The organism is Serratia sp. Je.1.23.a (assembly GCF_051129805.1).
GTDB lineage: Bacteria > Pseudomonadota > Gammaproteobacteria > Enterobacterales > Enterobacteriaceae > Serratia > Serratia liquefaciens.
On the sequence record NZ_JBCPSR010000001.1, the window covers coordinates 1,326,116 to 1,343,950 of the forward strand.

18 protein-coding genes and 1 other annotated feature are annotated in these 17,835 nt (G+C 53.7%); of the genes, 15 read left to right on the plus strand and 3 right to left on the minus strand.

Going from position 1 to position 17,835, the window contains the following annotated elements; all coding sequences use genetic code 11:
• Positions 1-122: 122 nt before the first annotated feature.
• The 5 genes from AAZT04_RS06420 to AAZT04_RS06440 all read left to right on the plus strand — a co-directional run bounded on the left by AAZT04_RS06420 (position 123) and on the right by AAZT04_RS06440 (position 6,805).
• On the plus strand, positions 123-848 hold the full coding sequence (locus AAZT04_RS06420; RefSeq protein WP_349525549.1) for a gluconate 2-dehydrogenase subunit 3 family protein: 726 nt from the start codon (positions 123-125) through the stop codon (positions 846-848).
• Between the two features lie 2 nt (positions 849-850).
• The gene (locus AAZT04_RS06425) at positions 851-2,632 is read left to right on the plus strand and encodes a GMC family oxidoreductase (protein ID WP_129940409.1); all 1,782 of its coding nucleotides are present in this window, start codon (positions 851-853) and stop codon (positions 2,630-2,632) included.
• Between the two features lie 12 nt (positions 2,633-2,644).
• On the plus strand, positions 2,645-3,982 hold the full coding sequence (locus AAZT04_RS06430) for a c-type cytochrome (RefSeq protein ID WP_048762668.1): 1,338 nt from the start codon (positions 2,645-2,647) through the stop codon (positions 3,980-3,982).
• 256 nt (positions 3,983-4,238) lie between these two features.
• A complete protein-coding gene (locus AAZT04_RS06435; RefSeq protein WP_261103155.1) occupies positions 4,239-5,522 on the plus strand; it encodes an HAAAP family serine/threonine permease in 1,284 nt (427 codons plus the stop codon).
• A gap of 149 nt (positions 5,523-5,671) precedes the next feature.
• The gene (locus tag AAZT04_RS06440; protein WP_434679344.1) at positions 5,672-6,805 is read left to right on the plus strand and encodes an ABC transporter substrate-binding protein; all 1,134 of its coding nucleotides are present in this window, start codon (positions 5,672-5,674) and stop codon (positions 6,803-6,805) included.
• A gap of 38 nt (positions 6,806-6,843) precedes the next feature.
• On the opposite strand, the gene AAZT04_RS06445 is transcribed toward AAZT04_RS06440, so the two are convergent.
• Positions 6,844-7,530 (minus strand): MarC family NAAT transporter, encoded by a 687-nt coding sequence (locus AAZT04_RS06445; protein ID WP_020826577.1) that lies wholly within the window; start codon positions 7,528-7,530, stop codon positions 6,844-6,846.
• Between the two features lie 124 nt (positions 7,531-7,654).
• Positions 7,655-7,876, minus strand: a complete 222-nt coding sequence (locus AAZT04_RS06450) for a hypothetical protein (RefSeq protein ID WP_020826578.1) — start codon at positions 7,874-7,876, stop codon at positions 7,655-7,657.
• Positions 7,877-8,123: 247 nt separating this feature from the next.
• Between AAZT04_RS06450 and AAZT04_RS06455 the strand changes: the two genes are divergently transcribed.
• The 10 genes from AAZT04_RS06455 to ihfA all read left to right on the plus strand — a co-directional run bounded on the left by AAZT04_RS06455 (position 8,124) and on the right by ihfA (position 17,471).
• Positions 8,124-9,164 carry a CAP-Gly protein gene (locus tag AAZT04_RS06455; RefSeq protein ID WP_334647803.1) on the plus strand — a complete coding sequence of 347 codons (1,041 nt, stop codon included), beginning with the start codon at positions 8,124-8,126 and terminating at the stop codon, positions 9,162-9,164.
• A 251-nt stretch (positions 9,165-9,415) separates the two neighbouring features.
• Positions 9,416-10,027: a hypothetical protein gene (locus tag AAZT04_RS06460; protein WP_334647804.1), complete on the plus strand. Its 612-nt coding sequence runs from the start codon at positions 9,416-9,418 to the stop codon at positions 10,025-10,027.
• Between the two features lie 223 nt (positions 10,028-10,250).
• The gene (gene thrS / locus AAZT04_RS06465; protein WP_041414516.1) at positions 10,251-12,179 is read left to right on the plus strand and encodes a threonine--tRNA ligase; all 1,929 of its coding nucleotides are present in this window, start codon (positions 10,251-10,253) and stop codon (positions 12,177-12,179) included.
• A gap of 3 nt (positions 12,180-12,182) precedes the next feature.
• Entirely contained in the window at positions 12,183-12,734 is a 552-nt protein-coding gene (gene infC, locus AAZT04_RS06470; protein WP_013812633.1) for a translation initiation factor IF-3, read from the plus strand.
• Positions 12,735-12,832: 98 nt separating this feature from the next.
• Complete coding sequence (gene rpmI / locus AAZT04_RS06475) at positions 12,833-13,030, plus strand: 50S ribosomal protein L35 (protein ID WP_004931418.1); 198 nt, start codon at positions 12,833-12,835, stop codon at positions 13,028-13,030.
• 43 nt (positions 13,031-13,073) lie between these two features.
• Entirely contained in the window at positions 13,074-13,430 is a 357-nt protein-coding gene (rplT, locus tag AAZT04_RS06480; RefSeq protein ID WP_020826620.1) for a 50S ribosomal protein L20, read from the plus strand.
• Between the two features lie 113 nt (positions 13,431-13,543).
• Positions 13,544-13,666 (plus strand) — a sequence feature (Phe leader region).
• Entirely contained in the window at positions 13,548-13,592 is a 45-nt protein-coding gene (gene pheM, locus AAZT04_RS06485; protein ID WP_121626058.1) for a pheST operon leader peptide PheM, read from the plus strand. (Overlaps the previous feature by 45 nt.)
• 118 nt (positions 13,667-13,784) lie before the next feature.
• Positions 13,785-14,768 (plus strand): phenylalanine--tRNA ligase subunit alpha, encoded by a 984-nt coding sequence (gene pheS / locus AAZT04_RS06490; RefSeq protein WP_020826621.1) that lies wholly within the window; start codon positions 13,785-13,787, stop codon positions 14,766-14,768.
• A gap of 14 nt (positions 14,769-14,782) precedes the next feature.
• Complete coding sequence (gene pheT, locus AAZT04_RS06495; protein WP_116690595.1) at positions 14,783-17,170, plus strand: phenylalanine--tRNA ligase subunit beta; 2,388 nt, start codon at positions 14,783-14,785, stop codon at positions 17,168-17,170.
• A gap of 4 nt (positions 17,171-17,174) precedes the next feature.
• Positions 17,175-17,471, plus strand: coding sequence for an integration host factor subunit alpha (ihfA, locus tag AAZT04_RS06500; RefSeq protein ID WP_004943604.1), 297 nt, complete (start codon positions 17,175-17,177; stop codon positions 17,469-17,471).
• A 215-nt stretch (positions 17,472-17,686) separates the two neighbouring features.
• On the opposite strand, the gene AAZT04_RS06505 is transcribed toward ihfA, so the two are convergent.
• The gene (locus tag AAZT04_RS06505) at positions 17,687-17,818 is read right to left on the minus strand and encodes a hypothetical protein (protein ID WP_048762671.1); all 132 of its coding nucleotides are present in this window, start codon (positions 17,816-17,818) and stop codon (positions 17,687-17,689) included.
• Positions 17,819-17,835: the final 17 nt, after the last annotated feature.

The following is a 17,835-nucleotide window of genomic DNA, read 5'->3' on the forward strand; positions in this document are numbered from 1 at the left end:
GGCTTTTGTTCACATTTTGGTCTTCAATAAATATACAAATAAGTAACAATTTGTGTTTAAAACCCGCATCGACCGCAAGGTTGAGGTTAAATAGTTGTGATTATCTTTGGATGGAATGTGATATGTCGGACGATAAAACTAACAATTCACGGCGCGATTTCCTGTTGAAATCGATGACTTTAATTCCCGCAGCAGTGATTGGCGGCAGTGGCGTGAGTGCGCTGACAGCTCCAATCCCGGCGGTTGCGGCAACAGACACCTCAAAACAGCCAGATTACCAACCGACTTTCTTTACGCCGGAAGAGTGGGCCTTCGTTAAAGCCGCTTCGGCGCGACTGATCCCGGCGGATGATCGCGGCCCCGGTGCGCTGGAGGCTGGCGTGCCGGAGTTTATCGATCGTCAAATGAATACCCCGTACGCCACCGGTTCTATTTGGTACATGCAGGGACCGTTTAACCCGGATGCACCGAAAGAAATGGGTTATCAACTGCCGTTGGTGCCAAAACAGATCTATAACCTTGGCATCGCAGATGCTGATGCCTACTGCAAGAAAACCGCCGGTAAACCCTTTGCTGAACTTGACGCTGCACAGCAGGATGCGCTGTTGCAGAAGTTCGAGTCCGGAGAGGCGGAATTCTCGCAGTTGCCGGCAAAATTGTTCTTCTCCTACCTGCTGCAAAACACCCGCGAAGGTTTCTTCAGCGACCCGATCCATGGCGGCAATAAAGACATGGTCGGCTGGAAGCTGATTAATTTTCCGGGCGCGCGCGCCGACTTTATGGACTGGGTTGAGCGAGGGGAACGTTATCCCTTACCTCCGGTCTCGATTCGTGGGGATAGGGGGTAACAATGGCAACGGTAATGAAAAAAGTAGACGCGGTGATCGTCGGTTTCGGTTGGGTGGGTGCGATTATGGCCAAAGAGCTGACCGAAGCGGGCCTGAACGTGGTGGCGCTGGAGCGTGGCCCGATGCGCGATACCTATCCGGACGGTTCCTATCCGCAGGTGATCGACGAACTGACCTATAACATCCGCCGCAAGCTGTTCCAGGATCTGTCGAAAAGCACCGTGACCATTCGTCACAATACCAGCCAGACTGCGGTGCCTTACCGCCAGTTGGCGGCGTTCCTGCCGGGTACCGGCGTGGGCGGCGCGGGCCTGCACTGGTCCGGCGTCCATTTCCGGGTCGATCCTATTGAATTGCGTATGCGCAGCCATTACGAAGAGCGCTACGGCAAGAGCTTTATCCCGAAAGACATGACCATCCAGGATTTCGGCGTGAGCTACGCCGAGCTGGAGCCATTCTTCGATAAGGCCGAAAAAGTATTCGGTACTTCCGGTACCGCCTGGACCATCAAAGGCCAGAAAGTGGGTCAAAAGGGCGGCAACCCGTTCGCGGGTGACCGTTCGGACGACTTCCCGCTGCCGGCGCAGAAAAATACCTTCTCTGCCCAGCTGTTCGAGAAGGCAGCGCTGGAAGTAGGTTATCACCCGTATAACCTGCCTTCCGCCAACACCTCCGATTCCTATACCAACCCGTACGGTGCGCAGATGGGGCCGTGCAACTTCTGCGGTTTCTGCAGCGGTTATGCCTGCTACATGTATTCCAAGGCTTCGCCGAACGTCAACATTCTGCCGGCGCTGCGTATGGAAAAACGCTTTGAGCTGCGCACCAACGCTAACGTGTTGAAAGTGAATCTGACCGCCGATAAATCCCGTGCGACCGGGGTGAATTACATTGACGCGCAGGGTCGTGAAGTCGAGCAGCCGGCGGAGTTGGTGATCCTGGGGGCGTTCCAGTTCCACAACGTGCATCTGATGCTGCTGTCCGGCATCGGTAAACCTTACGATCCGGTGACCGGCGAAGGTGTGGTAGGGCGTAACTTCGCCTATCAGAACATGACCACCATCAAGGCGTTCTTCGACAAGGACGTATACACCAACCCGTTCATCGGCGCCGGCGGTAACGGTGTCGGTGTTGACGACTTCAACGCCGATAACTTTGATCATGCTAAAGTAGGCTTCGTCGGCGGTTCGCCGTTCTGGGTCAACCAGGCGGGGACCAAGCCTATTTCCGGCTTGCCAACGCCGCCAGGAACGCCAGCCTGGGGTAGCAAGTGGAAAGCGGCAGTGGCCGATGCTTATACCCACCATGTATCGATGGATGCGCACGGTGCGCATCAGTCGTACCGCAGCAACTATCTGGACCTCGATCCCAACTACAAGAACGTCTTCGGCCAGCCCTTGCTGCGCATGACGTTCGACTGGCAGGAAAATGACGTCAAGATGTCGCAGTTCATGTACGACAAAATGGCACCTATCGCCAAGGCCATGAACCCTAAACTGATCGCCGGCAGCCCGAAAAACGCCAATAGCCACTTTGATACCACCAGCTACCAGACCACCCATATGAACGGCGGGGCGGTGATGGGGGAAGATCCGAAAACCAGCGCGGTGAACCGCTATCTGCAAAGCTGGGACGTGCATAACGTATTCTCGATCGGCGCGTCGGCCTTCCCTCAGGGGCTGGGTTACAACCCGACCGGCACCGTGGCCGCGTTGGCTTACTGGTCTGCCCGCGCCATTCGCGAGCAGTATCTGAAAAACCCAGGCCCTTTGGTGCAGGCATAAGGACGGCGACTGATGAAAGCATTTGTTCCCGCACTGGTTCTCAGTGCACTGAGTTTTTCCGTATGGGCGCAGGACGCCACGGTCAGCAGCGAGCTGATCAAACGCGGCGAGTATTTGGCGCGCGCCGGTGACTGCGTGGCCTGCCACACTAACGGCAAAAGCGGTAAAGAGTTTGCAGGCGGTCTGGCGATGGAAACGCCGATCGGCACCATCTACTCCACCAATATTTCGCCGGACAAGAAAACCGGTATCGGTGATTACAGCTTCGAAGACTTCGACAATGCGGTACGCAAAGGCGTCGCCAAAAACGGCAGCACCCTGTACCCGGCGATGCCGTATCCGTCGTTTGCCTTGGTGAAAGAGGATGACATGCGCGCCATGTACGCCTATTTCATGCACGGTGTGCAACCGGTGGAGCAGGCCAACAAGGATTCCGACATTCCTTGGCCGCTGTCGATGCGTTGGCCGTTGAGCATCTGGCGCGGCATGTTTGCGCCTTCACCGGCCGACTTTGTGGCTGACACCAAGGCGGATCCGGTGATTGAACGCGGTCGCTATCTGGTGGAAGGGCTGGGTCACTGTGGCGCCTGCCATACGCCACGTAGCCTTACCATGCAGGAAAAAGCGCTGAGCAATAACGACGGCGACACCTATCTGTCCGGCAGCAATGCGCCGATCGACGGTTGGGTGGCTTCCAGCCTGCGCGGTGACAACAAGGATGGGTTGGGGACCTGGAGCGAAGCCGAACTGACGGAGTTCCTGAAAACCGGACGCAACGATAAGTCTATCGTGTTTGGTGGCATGAGCGACGTGGTGGAGCACAGCCTGCAGTATCTCAGCGATGAGGATCTGACGGCGATCTCGCGCTATCTGAAAACGCTACCGCCGAAAGACGGCAAGCAGCAGGCGGCACCGGTCGAAGACAGCGTCGCCAAGGATCTGTGGCGCGGTAACGACAGCAAGCCCGGAGCGGCGCTGTACGTCGATAACTGCGCGGCCTGCCACCGCACCGATGGCGTCGGCTATAAACGCGCCTTCCCGGCGCTGAAGGGCAATCCGGTGGTACAGACCGAAGACGCGACTTCGCTGATTCATATCGTGCTGACAGGTAACACCACGCCGGCGGTGAAAGGGGCGGTTTCCAACATCACCATGCCGCCGTTCGGCTGGCGTCTGAACGACCAGCAGGTAGCGGATGTGGTCAACTTCATCCGTTCAAGCTGGGGCAACAGCGCCAAGCCAATCGACGCCTCAGACGTGGCCAGCGTGCGTAAAGACCGCTCGATGATCCGCGATGAGAAGGAGATGGGCAGTGCCGCCGTGCCGGAACATCCGGACGCCAACAAGTAAATCTGAAAGGGCCTCGTTCGAGGCCCTTTTCTTTTGGCCGGGCGTGCTGATTTTGGCAGCATTTTCTGCTCGTAAATCACTCTGTCAGCCGATAAAACATAGACCAGAGCCGCATTTTTCATTATCCTTTGCCGTCCTTTTAGCAGGAACAAGAGTGAAATACTGCGTTAATCCACTGATTAATATTAAAAATTCGCGGAGAAGGATATCCCGTTGAGCGCAATCGTTGTCGCTGAAGAGTAAGGTAAGCTTTCTTATGAGTACTATTTCTCCCGATTCAGGCACGCTGGCAACCACCCAGGCTGCCAAATGGAATAAAACCGATACCGTGTGGATGTTTGGGCTCTATGCCACCGCTGTCGGCGCAGGAACCCTGTTCCTGCCGATCAATGCAGGTCTGAATGGCCCGCTGGTCCTGTTGTTGATGGCGTTGTTCGCTTTCCCGCTGACTTATTTACCGCACCGCGCATTGAGCCGCTTTGTGCTGTCAGGCTCCAGCCGTGACGGCAATATCCATGATGTGGTGGTGGAGCACTTTGGCGTGCTGGCCGGCAAAATCATCATGGTGCTGTATCTGATGGCGTTCTTCCCGATCGTGCTTGTGTACAGCATCTCGATCACCAATGCGCTGGACAGCTTCCTGATCCATCAGTTTCACCTGGCGCCGCTACCGCGTGTCTGGCTGAGCCTGGCGGTAGTGGTGGTTCTGAACCTGGTGTTGCTGCGCGGCAAAGACGCTATCGTTTCGGCGATGGGCATGTTGGTGTTCCCGCTGCTGGTGTTTTTGATGGGTATCTCGCTGTATCTGGTACCCACCTGGCAAACGGCAAACTTTGTCAGCGGCCTGGCCAACACCCAGTTCAGCAGCCCGGACCTGTGGCATTCACTGTGGCTGGCGGTGCCGGTGATGGTGTTTTCTTTCAGCCATGCGCCGATTATTTCGTCCTTCGCCTCCACGCAAAAGAGCCTGTACGGTGAGAAGGCCGAACGCCGCTGCGCGCGTATCATGCGCTACAGCTATGTGCTGATCTGCGTCACCGTCTTGTTCTTTGTCTTTAGCTGCGTACTGAGCCTGTCTCATGAGGATATGCAGCAGGCGAAAGATCAAAACATCACCGTGCTGACCACGCTGGCGAACAAATTCTCCAACCCGCTGATCGCCTACCTTGGCCCAATGATGGCGATGCTGGCGATGGCCAAGTCTTATCTCGGCACTTCCCTGGGCGTGACTGAAGGGGCAACCAGCCTGATCGACGGCCTGACGCGAGCGGTTGGCAAACCCTTGAGCTCGCGAATTACGCACCGGATTTCTGCGATATCGCTGTTCCTGCTGACCTGGGCGGCGACGGTGTGGAACCCAAGTGCGCTGCACATTATCGAAACCATCAGCGGTCCGCTGATTGCAGCGATCCTGTTTATTCTGCCGATGTACGCTGTGCGTGCAGTGCCCGCGATGCGCCGCTATCGTGCGCTGAGTAACGTCTTTGTCCTGGTGATGGGCCTGATAGCGCTGTCGGCGCTGATTTACGGCCTGATTTGACCTCAGTAGCGCATCGGATCCGGTGCGCTACTTTTTCCCTGTTCACATCCCTTTTCAATTAAGCGAAAACGCACCCGGGGTTCTCTTTGATAATGGGAGCGGTTCTCATTATTATTTCCGCACTGATTTCCTACGCTAAGGAGTTTTACGTGCACCGTCGAATCACCCTGTTGGCTTTGGCCTGTGCCTGCGGTTTGTCCGCTCAGGCGATGGCGACTACTTATCCGTTAACCCTGACAGATACCTCTGGCCAGAGCCTGACCATCAAGCAAGAGCCGAAACGCATTGTGGTGCAGGACGGGCGCGATATTCTGACGCTGGCCTTGCTCGACCGCGCCGATCCTTTCGCCCGGCTGGTGGCCTGGAATAACCTGCTCAAGAAAAGCGACGGTGAAACCTGGAAGATCCTGCGTAGCAAGTGGCCGGAAGCCAACGGCATTATCGATATGGGCTTTAGTGATAAGGGCGAGGTCAACCTGGAAAGCGTGATCGCCAAACAGCCTGATCTGATGGTGGCTCAACTGCGTTCCAAGCCTTCACTGAGCCAGACTGGCGTGTTGGATAAGCTGAAAGCGCTCAACATTCCGGTGCTGTTTATCGACACCATGCTCAAACCGGTGGAAAACACCCCGAAAAGCATCACGCTGCTGGGTGAGACCCTCAACCGCGAAAGCGAAGCGAAACAGTACACCGACTTCTATCAGCAGCATTATCAGAACATCCTGGATAAAACCAAAGCCGTCGAGCCAAAGCCGTTGGTATTTATCGAGGCAAAAGCCGGTCTTAACGGGCTTGAGTCCTGTTGTTTCACTCATTCTCACGTCGGTTGGGGTGGGATGATCGAGGCGGTGGGGGCACGTAACCTGGGCTCCGCATTGTTGCCTGGCGCAACCGGCGACGTCTCCCTGGAAAAAGTGATCAGCATGAAACCTGACGCCTATATCGTGTCCGGCTCTCAATGGGCGACCAAAACCAATGCCGCCGTGCCCTTTGGTTACGGTGTGACGCAGCAGCAGGTTGATGACGCTTTTAACCGGATGAAGCAACGCCCGGGTTTCGCTCAGGTTACGGCGGTGAAGGAGGGGCGCTTCTACGGCATTTACCATAACTTCTATAACCACCCGTACAACATCGTCGGGCTGGAATATCTGGCGAAGTTTATCTATCCGAATCAGTTCAAGGAATTGGATCCGGCGAAAACCTACAGCGAAATCCTCAGCCGCTTTACCGAAGTGCCGGAAGGTAAGGGGATATTGGGTGCGCAGGCACCGGCAGGAAAGTAAACATCGTGAAGGGCGCGGCTGATACCGCGCCCTTATTGTCAGGCCGCAGGCACGTAGGTGGAGATGATTTCCAGCACGCCGTTGATAATAAACTGCACGCCCATACACACCAGCAAGAACCCCATCAGACGCGAAATGGCTTCGATGCCGCTTTTGCCCACCAGGCGCATAATGGCGCCGGAACTGCGCAGGCAAACCCACAGGATAAAGGCAACCGAGAAGAAAATCGCCACCGGGGCCACTAGCAGCACCCAATGGGCGAAACCCAGCGTATTTTCGTGAATGCTCGATGCGGAGCTGATGATCATGGCGATAGTCCCGGGGCCAGCGGTGCTTGGCATTGCCAGGGGGACAAAGGCGATATTGGCCGAGGTTTTCTTACGTAGTTCGTTTGACTTGGTTTCCACTTCTGGCGCGTCTTCTGCGCTTTGCTGCGGGAACAACATGCGGAAACCGATAAATGCCACAATCAACCCACCGGCAATACGCAGACCGGGAATGGAAATGCCGAAGGTGTTCATCACTACTTGGCCGGCGTAGAACGCCACCGTCATGATAAAGAACACATAAATGGATGCCATCAGCGACTGCTGATTGCGTTCTTCGCGCGTCATATTGCCCGACAGGCCAAGCAACAGCGCGACGGTAGTCAGCGGGTTGGCCAGTGGCAACAGCAGCACCAAACCCAGTCCGATGGCCTGGAATAACTGCAGAATACTTGTCATAAAGCGAACTCCCTGTTTTCAGTTAAAACACGACAGCGCAACCTGATCGCCTGCCATGAAATGCGAATTGCTTCCGCAATAAGTTACTTAAAATACAATGAATTAATAAAATGTTCTCACACCGTTAACCTGGACTGCCAGGGGGGAGCAATTCAAGAACGGCGTCGGTATTAGCGTCATCGTCGTTCACGCAATCATTGGCAATCTCCGGCGTATCCTCACATTCCATCGGCGGCTCATTCACCGCGATGGCCCGTGGATGTCGGTCTGCTCCCAGATGGAGCAGGACAAAAAGAGCCGTCAGCACCAGGCAGGCGCCAACGAGTAATTTCAATAACCGGTTCATGATGCGGGGTGCTTCTCAACTCTGCCGTTAATGGCATCAGGATAGCGGGAGCCAGAGATGTTCGCCATCGCTGATTTGCGCAATGTGCAGTGAGCAAAACGTCGGCTAAACACGGACAAAGAGTACATGTATCATTAGTTAATTTTATATTTTTGATCATTAAGCCACCCCTTTTTTTATTGGATTCTATACTGATAGGGCTTTCGGGCAGTTTCACTTAATCGAAAAGCTTAAAAGGAGTTTTACTATGCAAGTGGCAAACGAATTGGCAACGGTTAAAAAAATATCGTGGGGCAGCGTAATTGGCGGGGTTATCACCGTTTTGGCGGTGTCGCTGCTGCTGTCTACTCTGGGGACCAGTCTGGGGTTTTCCATCGTCGATCCGACCTCTGACGATCCGGTCAACGGGGCCGGCACTACTGTGGTGGTTTGGTCTGCAATTTCGATCATCCTGAGCCTGGCTGCCGGTGCCTTTATTGCCGGTCGTCTGGCAGCGAATGATGGGTTAATCCACGGTTTCCTGGTTTGGGCCACCTCGCTGATTGTAGCGGCGGTGTTGGGCGCTTTGTTGGTGGGTTCTGCAGTCAAAGCCACCGGGAACGCGCTGGGGGCTATTGCCTCAACTTCCGGTAGCCTGCTTTCCGGTGCCGGGTCAGCCATTGGTAAAGGCGCTTCGGGTCTCGCGGATGCCGGCGGCAAAGTGTTTGATAAGTTGGGTATCGACACCAAGTTGGAACCCGAAAAGTTACAAGACAATGTCGTGGCGGCACTGAAAAAAAGCGATATCCCTTCATTGCAGCCGGAGTTTATGCAGCAACAGTTGGACGCGGCCAAGAGTGAAGTGGGGGACGCGGTAAAAGCGTTGGCGCTGCAGCCTGACAATAGCGATGCAATTATTCAGGATCTGGTTGCCAAATTGAAAAAACACGGTGAGGTCATTTCGCAGGACGTCGATGAGGATTCGCTCAAGAAAGCGCTGTCGGAGAATACCGATATGACACCGCAGGAAGTTGACCAGACCGTCAAAAATCTGGTGGATGCGAAAAACAAAACGGCGCAGCTGGTTAATCAGCGCTTGAACGACGTGGAAGTAAAAATTAATCAGGCTAAGCAGGAATATACAGAGCTGAAGCAAAAAGCGCGCGAGCAGGCAGCGGAAGCGGCTAAGGCCTTGTCTCATGCGGCCCTGTGGTCATTCTTCGCATTGCTGATTGGCGCAGTCATCAGCGCGTTGGCCGGCCTGTGGGGCGTTAAGACCAACAGCCGTGTCGTGGTGGTGAGAGAATAACGACGACAAGGAGTAAGCCGGGTCTTACTTGCGCGTCTCAGTATCGGGATGAGAGGCCCGGATCTTCACGACGGTGAGGTGACAGCCAGGAAAGACTGGCATCCTCCCTGGCAATTTGCCGGGGATTTTTGTTTTTTATGGCCCTTTAGTGGCAAATCAGCCACGAAGTAAGCCTATTCCGCATCAATTGCTACGATCCCCTTGCGCAGGTGAATACCATAGTCGCGCTTTAAATAATAACGAGTATGACTATGAAACATGATCTGCAAATTTTACTGGGAAAAATAGGCTCCTTTCTGCTTTACAGCGCATTTTTGGCTGCGCTGATGGGCTTAATGTCCATTGATGTGCACTGGCTGCATAATTTTGTCTACGAAACCTCCTTAACTGAATCGGCGCAGGAAGTGATGCTGGCCGCCATCTCCGGCTTGTTCTTTGTGGCTGCACGCCGGCAAGTTGCCTATCGGCCCGCGTGGGTGTTGGCGGGGGGGTTCTTCCTTTGCATGCTGATCCGCGAGATGGATTTTGCCTTCGATATGCTGTGGCACGGTTCCTGGCTGTGGTTCGCCTTGGCGGTGACGCTTGGATGCCTGTGGTATGCGTCACGCCACATTGAGGCCTCGGTGCAGGGATTGGCGCATTTCGTGACGCATCCGAGCTACGGCATGATGTGCGCAGGCCTGCTGTGCATTCTGGTATTTTCACGCTTGTTCGGCATGAATTCTCTGTGGCAAATGCTGATGCTGGATGGTTACAACCGAGTGGTGAAGAACATGGTGGAAGAGGGCTGCGAGCTGTTGGGTTACGCCTTCTGCCTGATTGCCGCGTTGGGTTACCTGAAGGACCGCCCAGCTTCCCGCTAAAGCCGGGCCTGTGCCGCAGTTTATTTATCCGGAACAATTTTAGTGATACTATCCGCTTAGCCAATATGGCTGTGAAGGTATGCTTTCCATTCTGTGTACCAAGTTAGGTTTCAATCTGGCAATTGTGGGCGAGATCTGAAACCTGGCTGACTAAACCCAAACTCAATTTTCGTACTGCATGTGATCTGTCGTGTGGGTCACCACTGTAGATAAGGAATTATTAATGCCTGTTATTACTCTTCCTGACGGAAGTCAGCGTCATTTCGATCACCCTGTTTCCCCTTTGGATGTTGCCCGCGATATCGGCCCTGGCCTGGCGAAAGCCTGTATTGCCGGCCGTGTGAACGGTGAACTGGTTGATGCCGGCGATCTGATCGAATCAGACGCGCAGTTGGCTATCATCACCATCAAGGATGCCGAAGGCCTGGAAATCATGCGCCACTCCTGTGCGCACCTGTTGGGTCATGCCATCAAGCAGCTGTGGCCAGACACCAAAATGGCTATCGGCCCAGTGATCGACAACGGTTTCTATTATGACGTTGATATCGACCGTACCCTGACGCAGGAAGACCTGGATCTGCTGGAAAAGCGGATGCATGAGTTGGCCGACAAAGATTATGACGTCATCAAGAAGAAGGTTAGCTGGCAAGAAGCCCGTGACACCTTTGCCGCGCGTGGTGAAAACTACAAAGTGGCGATTCTGGATGAGAACATCAGCCATGACGACCGTCCTGGCCTGTATCACCACGAAGAATATGTCGACATGTGCCGCGGTCCGCACGTGCCGAACATGCGTTTCTGCCATCACTTCAAACTGCAGAAAACGTCTGGCGCCTACTGGCGTGGCGACAGCAAAAATAAAATGCTGCAGCGTATCTACGGCACCGCATGGGCAGACAAGAAACAGCTGAATGCCTATCTGCAGCGTCTGGAAGAAGCCGCCAAGCGTGACCATCGCAAGATCGGCAAGCAGCTTGACCTGTACCATATGCAGGAAGAAGCGCCGGGTATGGTGTTCTGGCACAACGATGGCTGGACAATTTTCCGCGAGCTGGAAGCCTTTGTGCGCATGAAGCTCAAAGAGTACCAGTACCAGGAAGTGAAAGGGCCATTTATGATGGACCGTGTGCTGTGGGAAAAAACCGGCCACTGGGAAAACTATAAAGACGCCATGTTCACCACCTCGTCGGAAAACCGCGAGTATTGCATCAAGCCGATGAACTGCCCGGGTCACGTGCAGATCTTCAACCAGGGCCTGAAATCCTACCGTGATTTGCCGCTGCGTATGGGTGAGTTCGGCAGCTGCCATCGTAACGAGCCTTCGGGTTCTCTGCATGGCCTGATGCGCGTACGCGGGTTCACCCAGGATGACGCCCATATCTTCTGTACAGAAGAGCAGGTGCGTGCCGAGGTGAACGAATGTATCCGTATGGTCTATGATGTCTACGGTACCTTTGGCTTCGACAAGATTGCGGTCAAACTTTCTACTCGCCCTGAAAAGCGTATCGGGACTGACGATATGTGGACCCGTGCGGAAGAGGATCTGGCTGCGGCGCTGACTGAAAACGGGATTCCGTTTGAATATCAGCCGGGTGAGGGTGCCTTCTACGGACCAAAAATTGAATTTACTCTGCATGATTGTTTGGATCGTGCATGGCAATGTGGTACCGTGCAGCTCGATTTCTTCTTACCTGGCCGTTTAGGCGCATCGTATGTTGGCGAAAACAACGATCGCGTGGTCCCGGTAATGATTCACCGCGCTATTTTGGGCTCCATGGAGCGTTTCATCGGTATTCTTACCGAAGAGTACGCAGGGTTCTACCCAACCTGGATTGCTCCGGTGCAGGTGGTGGTGATGAATATCACCGACAGCCAGTCTGATTATGTCCAGCAATTGACCAAAAAACTGCAGGACGCAGGGATTCGCGTTAAAGCGGACTTGAGAAATGAGAAGATTGGCTTTAAAATTCGCGAACATACTTTACGACGGGTTCCTTACATGTTGGTCTGCGGTGATAAAGAGGTCGAATCAGGCAAAGTTGCCGTTCGTACCCGCCGTGGCAAAGACCTGGGAAGCCTGGACGTAAACGAAGTCGTAGACAAGCTGCAAAAAGAGATTCGCAGCCGTAGTCTTCATCAACTGGAGGAATAAAGTATTAAAGGCGGAAAACGAGTTCAACCGGCGCGTCCTAATCGCATTAACAGAGAAATTCGCGCGCAAGAAGTTCGCCTAACCGGCGTCGATGGCGAGCAGATTGGTATTGTCAGTCTGAATGAAGCTCTTGAAAAAGCTGAGGAAGCGGGCGTTGATTTAGTAGAAATCAGCCCAAATGCCGAACCGCCAGTTTGCCGAATCATGGATTACGGCAAATTCCTCTACGAGAAGAGCAAGTCGACAAAAGAACAGAAGAAGAAGCAAAAAGTTATTCAGGTCAAGGAAATCAAATTCCGTCCTGGTACCGATGATGGCGACTATCAGGTCAAACTACGCAACCTGATTCGCTTTCTGGAAGATGGCGATAAAGCCAAAATCACCCTGCGTTTCCGTGGGCGTGAGATGGCGCACCAACAGATCGGTATGGAAGTGCTTAACCGCGTCCGTAAAGACCTGTGTGAAGATTCTGATTTGGCCATTGTCGAATCCTTCCCTACGAGGATCGAAGGCCGTCAGATGATCATGGTGCTCGCACCGAAGAAGAGACAGTAAGGCTTCCAAGTAATCGAACCCGCGCAGCGCTTGCGTTGTGTGGGTTTTATTCGCCTCACTGATTCGTTGTTTAACAATGCGAAGTGGATTTAATTAAAATGCCAAAGATTAAAACTGTACGTGGTGCAGCCAAACGCTTCAAAAAAACCGGCAGCGGTGGTTTTAAGCGTAAACATGCTAACCTGCGTCATATTCTGACCAAAAAAGCAACCAAGCGTAAACGTCACCTGCGTCCGAAAGGCATGGTGTCTAAAAACGATCTGGTCCTGGTTACCGCGTGCCTGCCGTACGCTTAAGCCATTTTTTTTGAATCTAGAATAAGACTTTAGGAGAGAGCATATGGCTCGCGTAAAACGTGGTGTAATTGCACGCGCACGTCACAAGAAAATTTTAAAACAAGCGAAAGGTTACTACGGTGCCCGTTCGCGCGTTTATCGTGTTGCCTTCCAGGCAGTAATCAAAGCAGGTCAGTACGCTTACCGTGACCGTCGTCAACGTAAGCGTCAGTTCCGTCAGCTGTGGATTGCACGTATCAACGCAGCTGCACGTCAGAACGACATGTCTTACAGCAAATTCATTAACGGCTTGAAAAAAGCTTCTATTGAAATTGACCGTAAGATCTTGGCTGACATCGCGGTCTTCGACAAAGTGGCATTCTCTGCACTGGTTGAGAAAGCGAAAGCAGCACTGGCGTAAGTCAGTTGAAGAGGGAGCTTGCTCCCTCTTTTAATCTTTAGCTTTCAGAGACAATATTGACTTTTATTGCCCGCCGCTTTATCACTGGTGGACAATCATCGACAAGGTAACGTAATCATGCACGCTGCTATTTTTCGTTTCTTCTTTTACTTTAGCGCCTGATCTCAGGAGGCTTTGCGCGTAAGAAAAGAAACGAAAAGTAGCGCCTAAGCCTCCCCTGTGGAGGCTTTTTTGTTTTTGGCCGTCTTCTGAGCCGGGTTAAAGCGTTAAATGCTTTGAAGATGTGCTAAAGGCGTGTTCGAATAATAGATAACAATTACTTAGAGCCATATCGGCCAGAGGAAGAGGAAAGCAATGCCACATCTCGCAGAGCTGGTTGCCAATGCCAAGGCAGCCGTAGAAGATGCCCAGGATGTTGCCGCGTTGGATTTGGTGCGCGTCGAATATTTAGGCAAGAAAGGCCATTTTACCTTGCAGATGCAATCGCTGCGTGACGTGCCGGCAGAAGATCGCCCGGCAGCAGGCGCGGTAATCAACCAGGCAAAACAGGCAGTGCAGGATGCGCTGAACGCGCGTAAAAATACGCTGGAATCGGCTGCGCTGAACGAGCGACTGGCAGCAGAAACCATCGACGTTTCCCTGCCGGGCCGTCGTATGGAAAACGGTGGGCTGCATCCGGTCACCCGTACCATCGACCGTATCGAAGCTTTCTTCGGCGAACTGGGTTTCTCCGTTGAGACCGGGCCTGAGATTGAAGACGACTATCATAACTTCGACGCGTTGAACATTCCGGGTCACCACCCGGCGCGTGCCGATCACGATACCTTCTGGTTCGACGCAACGCGCTTGCTGCGCACCCAGACTTCCGGCGTGCAAATCCGCACCATGAAGAACCAGCAGCCGCCAATCCGCATTATTGCGCCGGGCCGCGTTTATCGTAATGACTACGACCAAACGCACACCCCGATGTTCCATCAGATGGAAGGGCTGATTGTCGATAAAGACATCAGCTTCACCAATCTGAAGGGCACACTGCATGATTTCCTGAACAACTTCTTTGAAGAAGATTTGCAGGTTCGTTTCCGTCCGTCTTACTTCCCGTTTACCGAACCTTCCGCTGAGGTGGATGTGATGGGTAAAAACGGCAAGTGGCTGGAAGTTCTGGGTTGCGGCATGGTGCACCCGAACGTTCTGCGCAATGTGGGCATCGATCCGGAAATCTATTCCGGCTTCGCTTTCGGTATGGGTATGGAGCGTCTGACGATGCTGCGTTACGGCGTCACCGACCTGCGTGCGTTCTTCGAAAACGATCTGCGTTTCCTCAAACAGTTTAAGTAAGGCGGGAATATCACATGAAATTCAGTGAACTCTGGTTGCGCGAGTGGGTAAACCCGGCCATCAGCAGCGAAGCATTATCCGATCAAATTACCATGGCCGGTCTGGAAGTAGACGGCGTGGAGCCGGTTGCCGGCGCCTTTAACGGCGTGGTGGTAGGCCATGTGGTTGAGTGCGGTCAGCACCCAAACGCAGACAAATTGCGCGTGACCAAGGTCAACGTGGGCGGCGATCGCCTGCTGGACATCGTCTGTGGCGCACCAAATTGCCGTACCGGCCTGAAGGTGGCGGTTGCCACCGTAGGCGCAGTACTGCCGGGTGACTTCAAGATCAAAGCTGCCAAACTGCGCGGCGAGCCTTCCGAAGGCATGCTGTGCTCGTTCTCCGAGCTGGGCATTACCGACGATCACGACGGTATCATTGAGCTGCCGGAAGACGCGCCGATTGGCACCGATATCCGTGAATACCTCTCGCTTGACGACAACACCATCGAAATCAGCGTAACGCCAAACCGTGCCGACTGCCTGGGCATTATCGGTGTGGCGCGTGACGTTGGGGTGCTGAACCAGGTTGCCCTGACCGAGCCGGATATGAGCCCGGTAGCGGCCACTATTGCGGATACGCTGCCAATTCGCGTTGACGCGCCACAGGCGTGCCCGCGTTACCTGGGCCGCGTAGTAAAAGGCATCGATGTCAAAGCGGCAAGCCCGCTGTGGATGCGCGAGAAGCTGCGTCGTTGCGGCATCCGCTCCATTGACGCAGTGGTTGACGTGACCAACTACGTACTGTTGGAACTGGGCCAGCCAATGCACGCCTTCGATCTGAGCCGTATTGAAGGCGGTATCGTGGTGCGTATGGCGAGCGAAGGCGAAACCCTGACGCTGCTGGACGGCAACGAAGCCAAACTGAATGCTGATACCTTAGTGATCGCCGATCACCAGAAGGCGCTGGCCATGGGCGGCATCTTCGGTGGTGAACACTCCGGCGTGAATGAAACTACTCAGGACGTGCTGCTGGAATGCGCATTCTTCAGCCCGCTGTCCATTACCGGTCGTGCACGCCGTAATGGTTTGCACACTGACGCTTCACATCGCTACGAGCGTGGCGTTGATCCTGCATTGCAGTACAAAGCGATGGAGCGTGCGACCCGCCTGCTGATTGATATCTGTGGCGGCCAGGCTGGCCCGGTCATCGATGTGACAGCTGAAGCCGAATTGCCGAAGCGTGCCACCATCACCCTGCGTCGCGAAAAGCTGGACCGTCTGATCGGCCACGTGGTACCGAGCGAGCAGGTGAGCGATATTCTGCGTCGTTTGGGTTGCCAGGTGACCGAGCAAGGCGACAACTGGCTGGCGGTCGCGCCGAGCTGGCGTTTCGATATGGAAATCGAAGAGGACCTGGTAGAAGAAGTCGCACGCGTTTACGGCTACAACAATATTCCTGACGTGCCGGTACGTGCTGACCTGATCATGACCAAGCATCGCGAAGCGGATCTGACGCTCAAGCGTGTGAAAACCATGCTGGTCGATCACGGCTTCCAGGAAGCGATCACTTACAGCTTCGTCGATCCTAAGGTTCAGGCCTTGCTGCACCCGGGCGAAGAAATGCTGATCCTGCCAAGCCCAATCTCGGTAGAGATGTCCGCTATGCGCCTGTCGCTGTGGACCGGCTTGCTGTCTGCGGTGGTATATAACCAGAATCGTCAGCAGACTCGTCTGCGCCTGTTTGAAAGCGGCCTGCGCTTTGTGCCTGATACTGCGGCAAATCTGGGTATCCGTCAGGATGTCATGCTGGCAGGGGTGATTGCCGGTCATACGCATGAAGAACATTGGGATCTGGCGCGTAAGCCGGTCGACTTCTATGATTTGAAAGGGGATCTGGAGTCTGTCCTGGAGCTGACCGGTAAATTATCCGAAATTCAGTTCAAGGCAGAGACCAATCCAGCCCTGCATCCAGGGCAAAGCGCCGCTATTTATTTCCAGGGCGAACGTGTCGGTTTCATCGGTGTGGTTCATCCGGAACTTGAACGTAAACTGGATCTTAACGGCCGTACGGTGGTGTTTGAACTGGAGTGGAACAAGGTCGCAAGCCGCGCCGTGCCTCAGGCGCGGGAGATTTCTCGCTTCCCGGCAAACCGTCGAGATATCGCCGTTGTGGTGGCTGAAAACGTCCCCGCAGAAGATATTTTGGCAGAGTGTAAGAAAGTTGGCGCAAATCAGGTAGTTGGCGTAAACTTGTTTGATGTGTACCGTGGCAAGGGCGTGGCAGAGGGTTATAAGAGCCTGGCTATCAGTCTGGTATTGCAGGATACCGCTCGTACACTGGAAGAAGAGGAGATAGCCGTTACCGTTGCAAAATGTGTAGAGGCTCTAAAACAGCGATTCCAAGCATCCTTGAGGGATTGAACCTATGGCGCTTACTAAAGCTGAAATGTCAGAACACCTGTTTGAAAAGCTTGGGCTTAGCAAACGGGATGCCAAAGACCTGGTAGAACTGTTTTTCGAAGAGGTACGTCGTGCTCTTGAGAACGGTGAGCAGGTGAAACTGTCAGGTTTTGGCAATTTTGATTTGCGTGACAAGAACCAACGTCCGGGGCGTAACCCGAAGACCGGCGAGGACATTCCGATTACGGCGCGCCGCGTGGTCACTTTCCGTCCAGGGCAAAAACTGAAAAGTCGGGTAGAGAACGCAAGCCCGAAAGAGTAAGTTGCGTGAAACCAAAAAAGGCCGCTTTTGCGGCCTTTTTCTTTTTTTGAAGAAAAATTCGGGTTATTCCTAAATTATGGCCGTAAGAACCTATGCGATTAAATAAAGTAGGTTGGTGTTTAATATTAAGATATAAACTTTTTGCGGATTTTTCTTATGGATATTAATATTATCGCTTTGCCTAAAATAAAACCAGGAGCCTCGGATCCTGGTTTTTAATAATGGTTGTAATAGTGGCCCGGGCCACCACCGCCACGATGACCGCCACCGTGGGGGCCGAAGCAGCAGGCGCTGAGCGCGGTGGTCAGGACGGCAATCGTGAACAACATTCCAATGCGTTTAATCATAATAATATCTCTTTGAT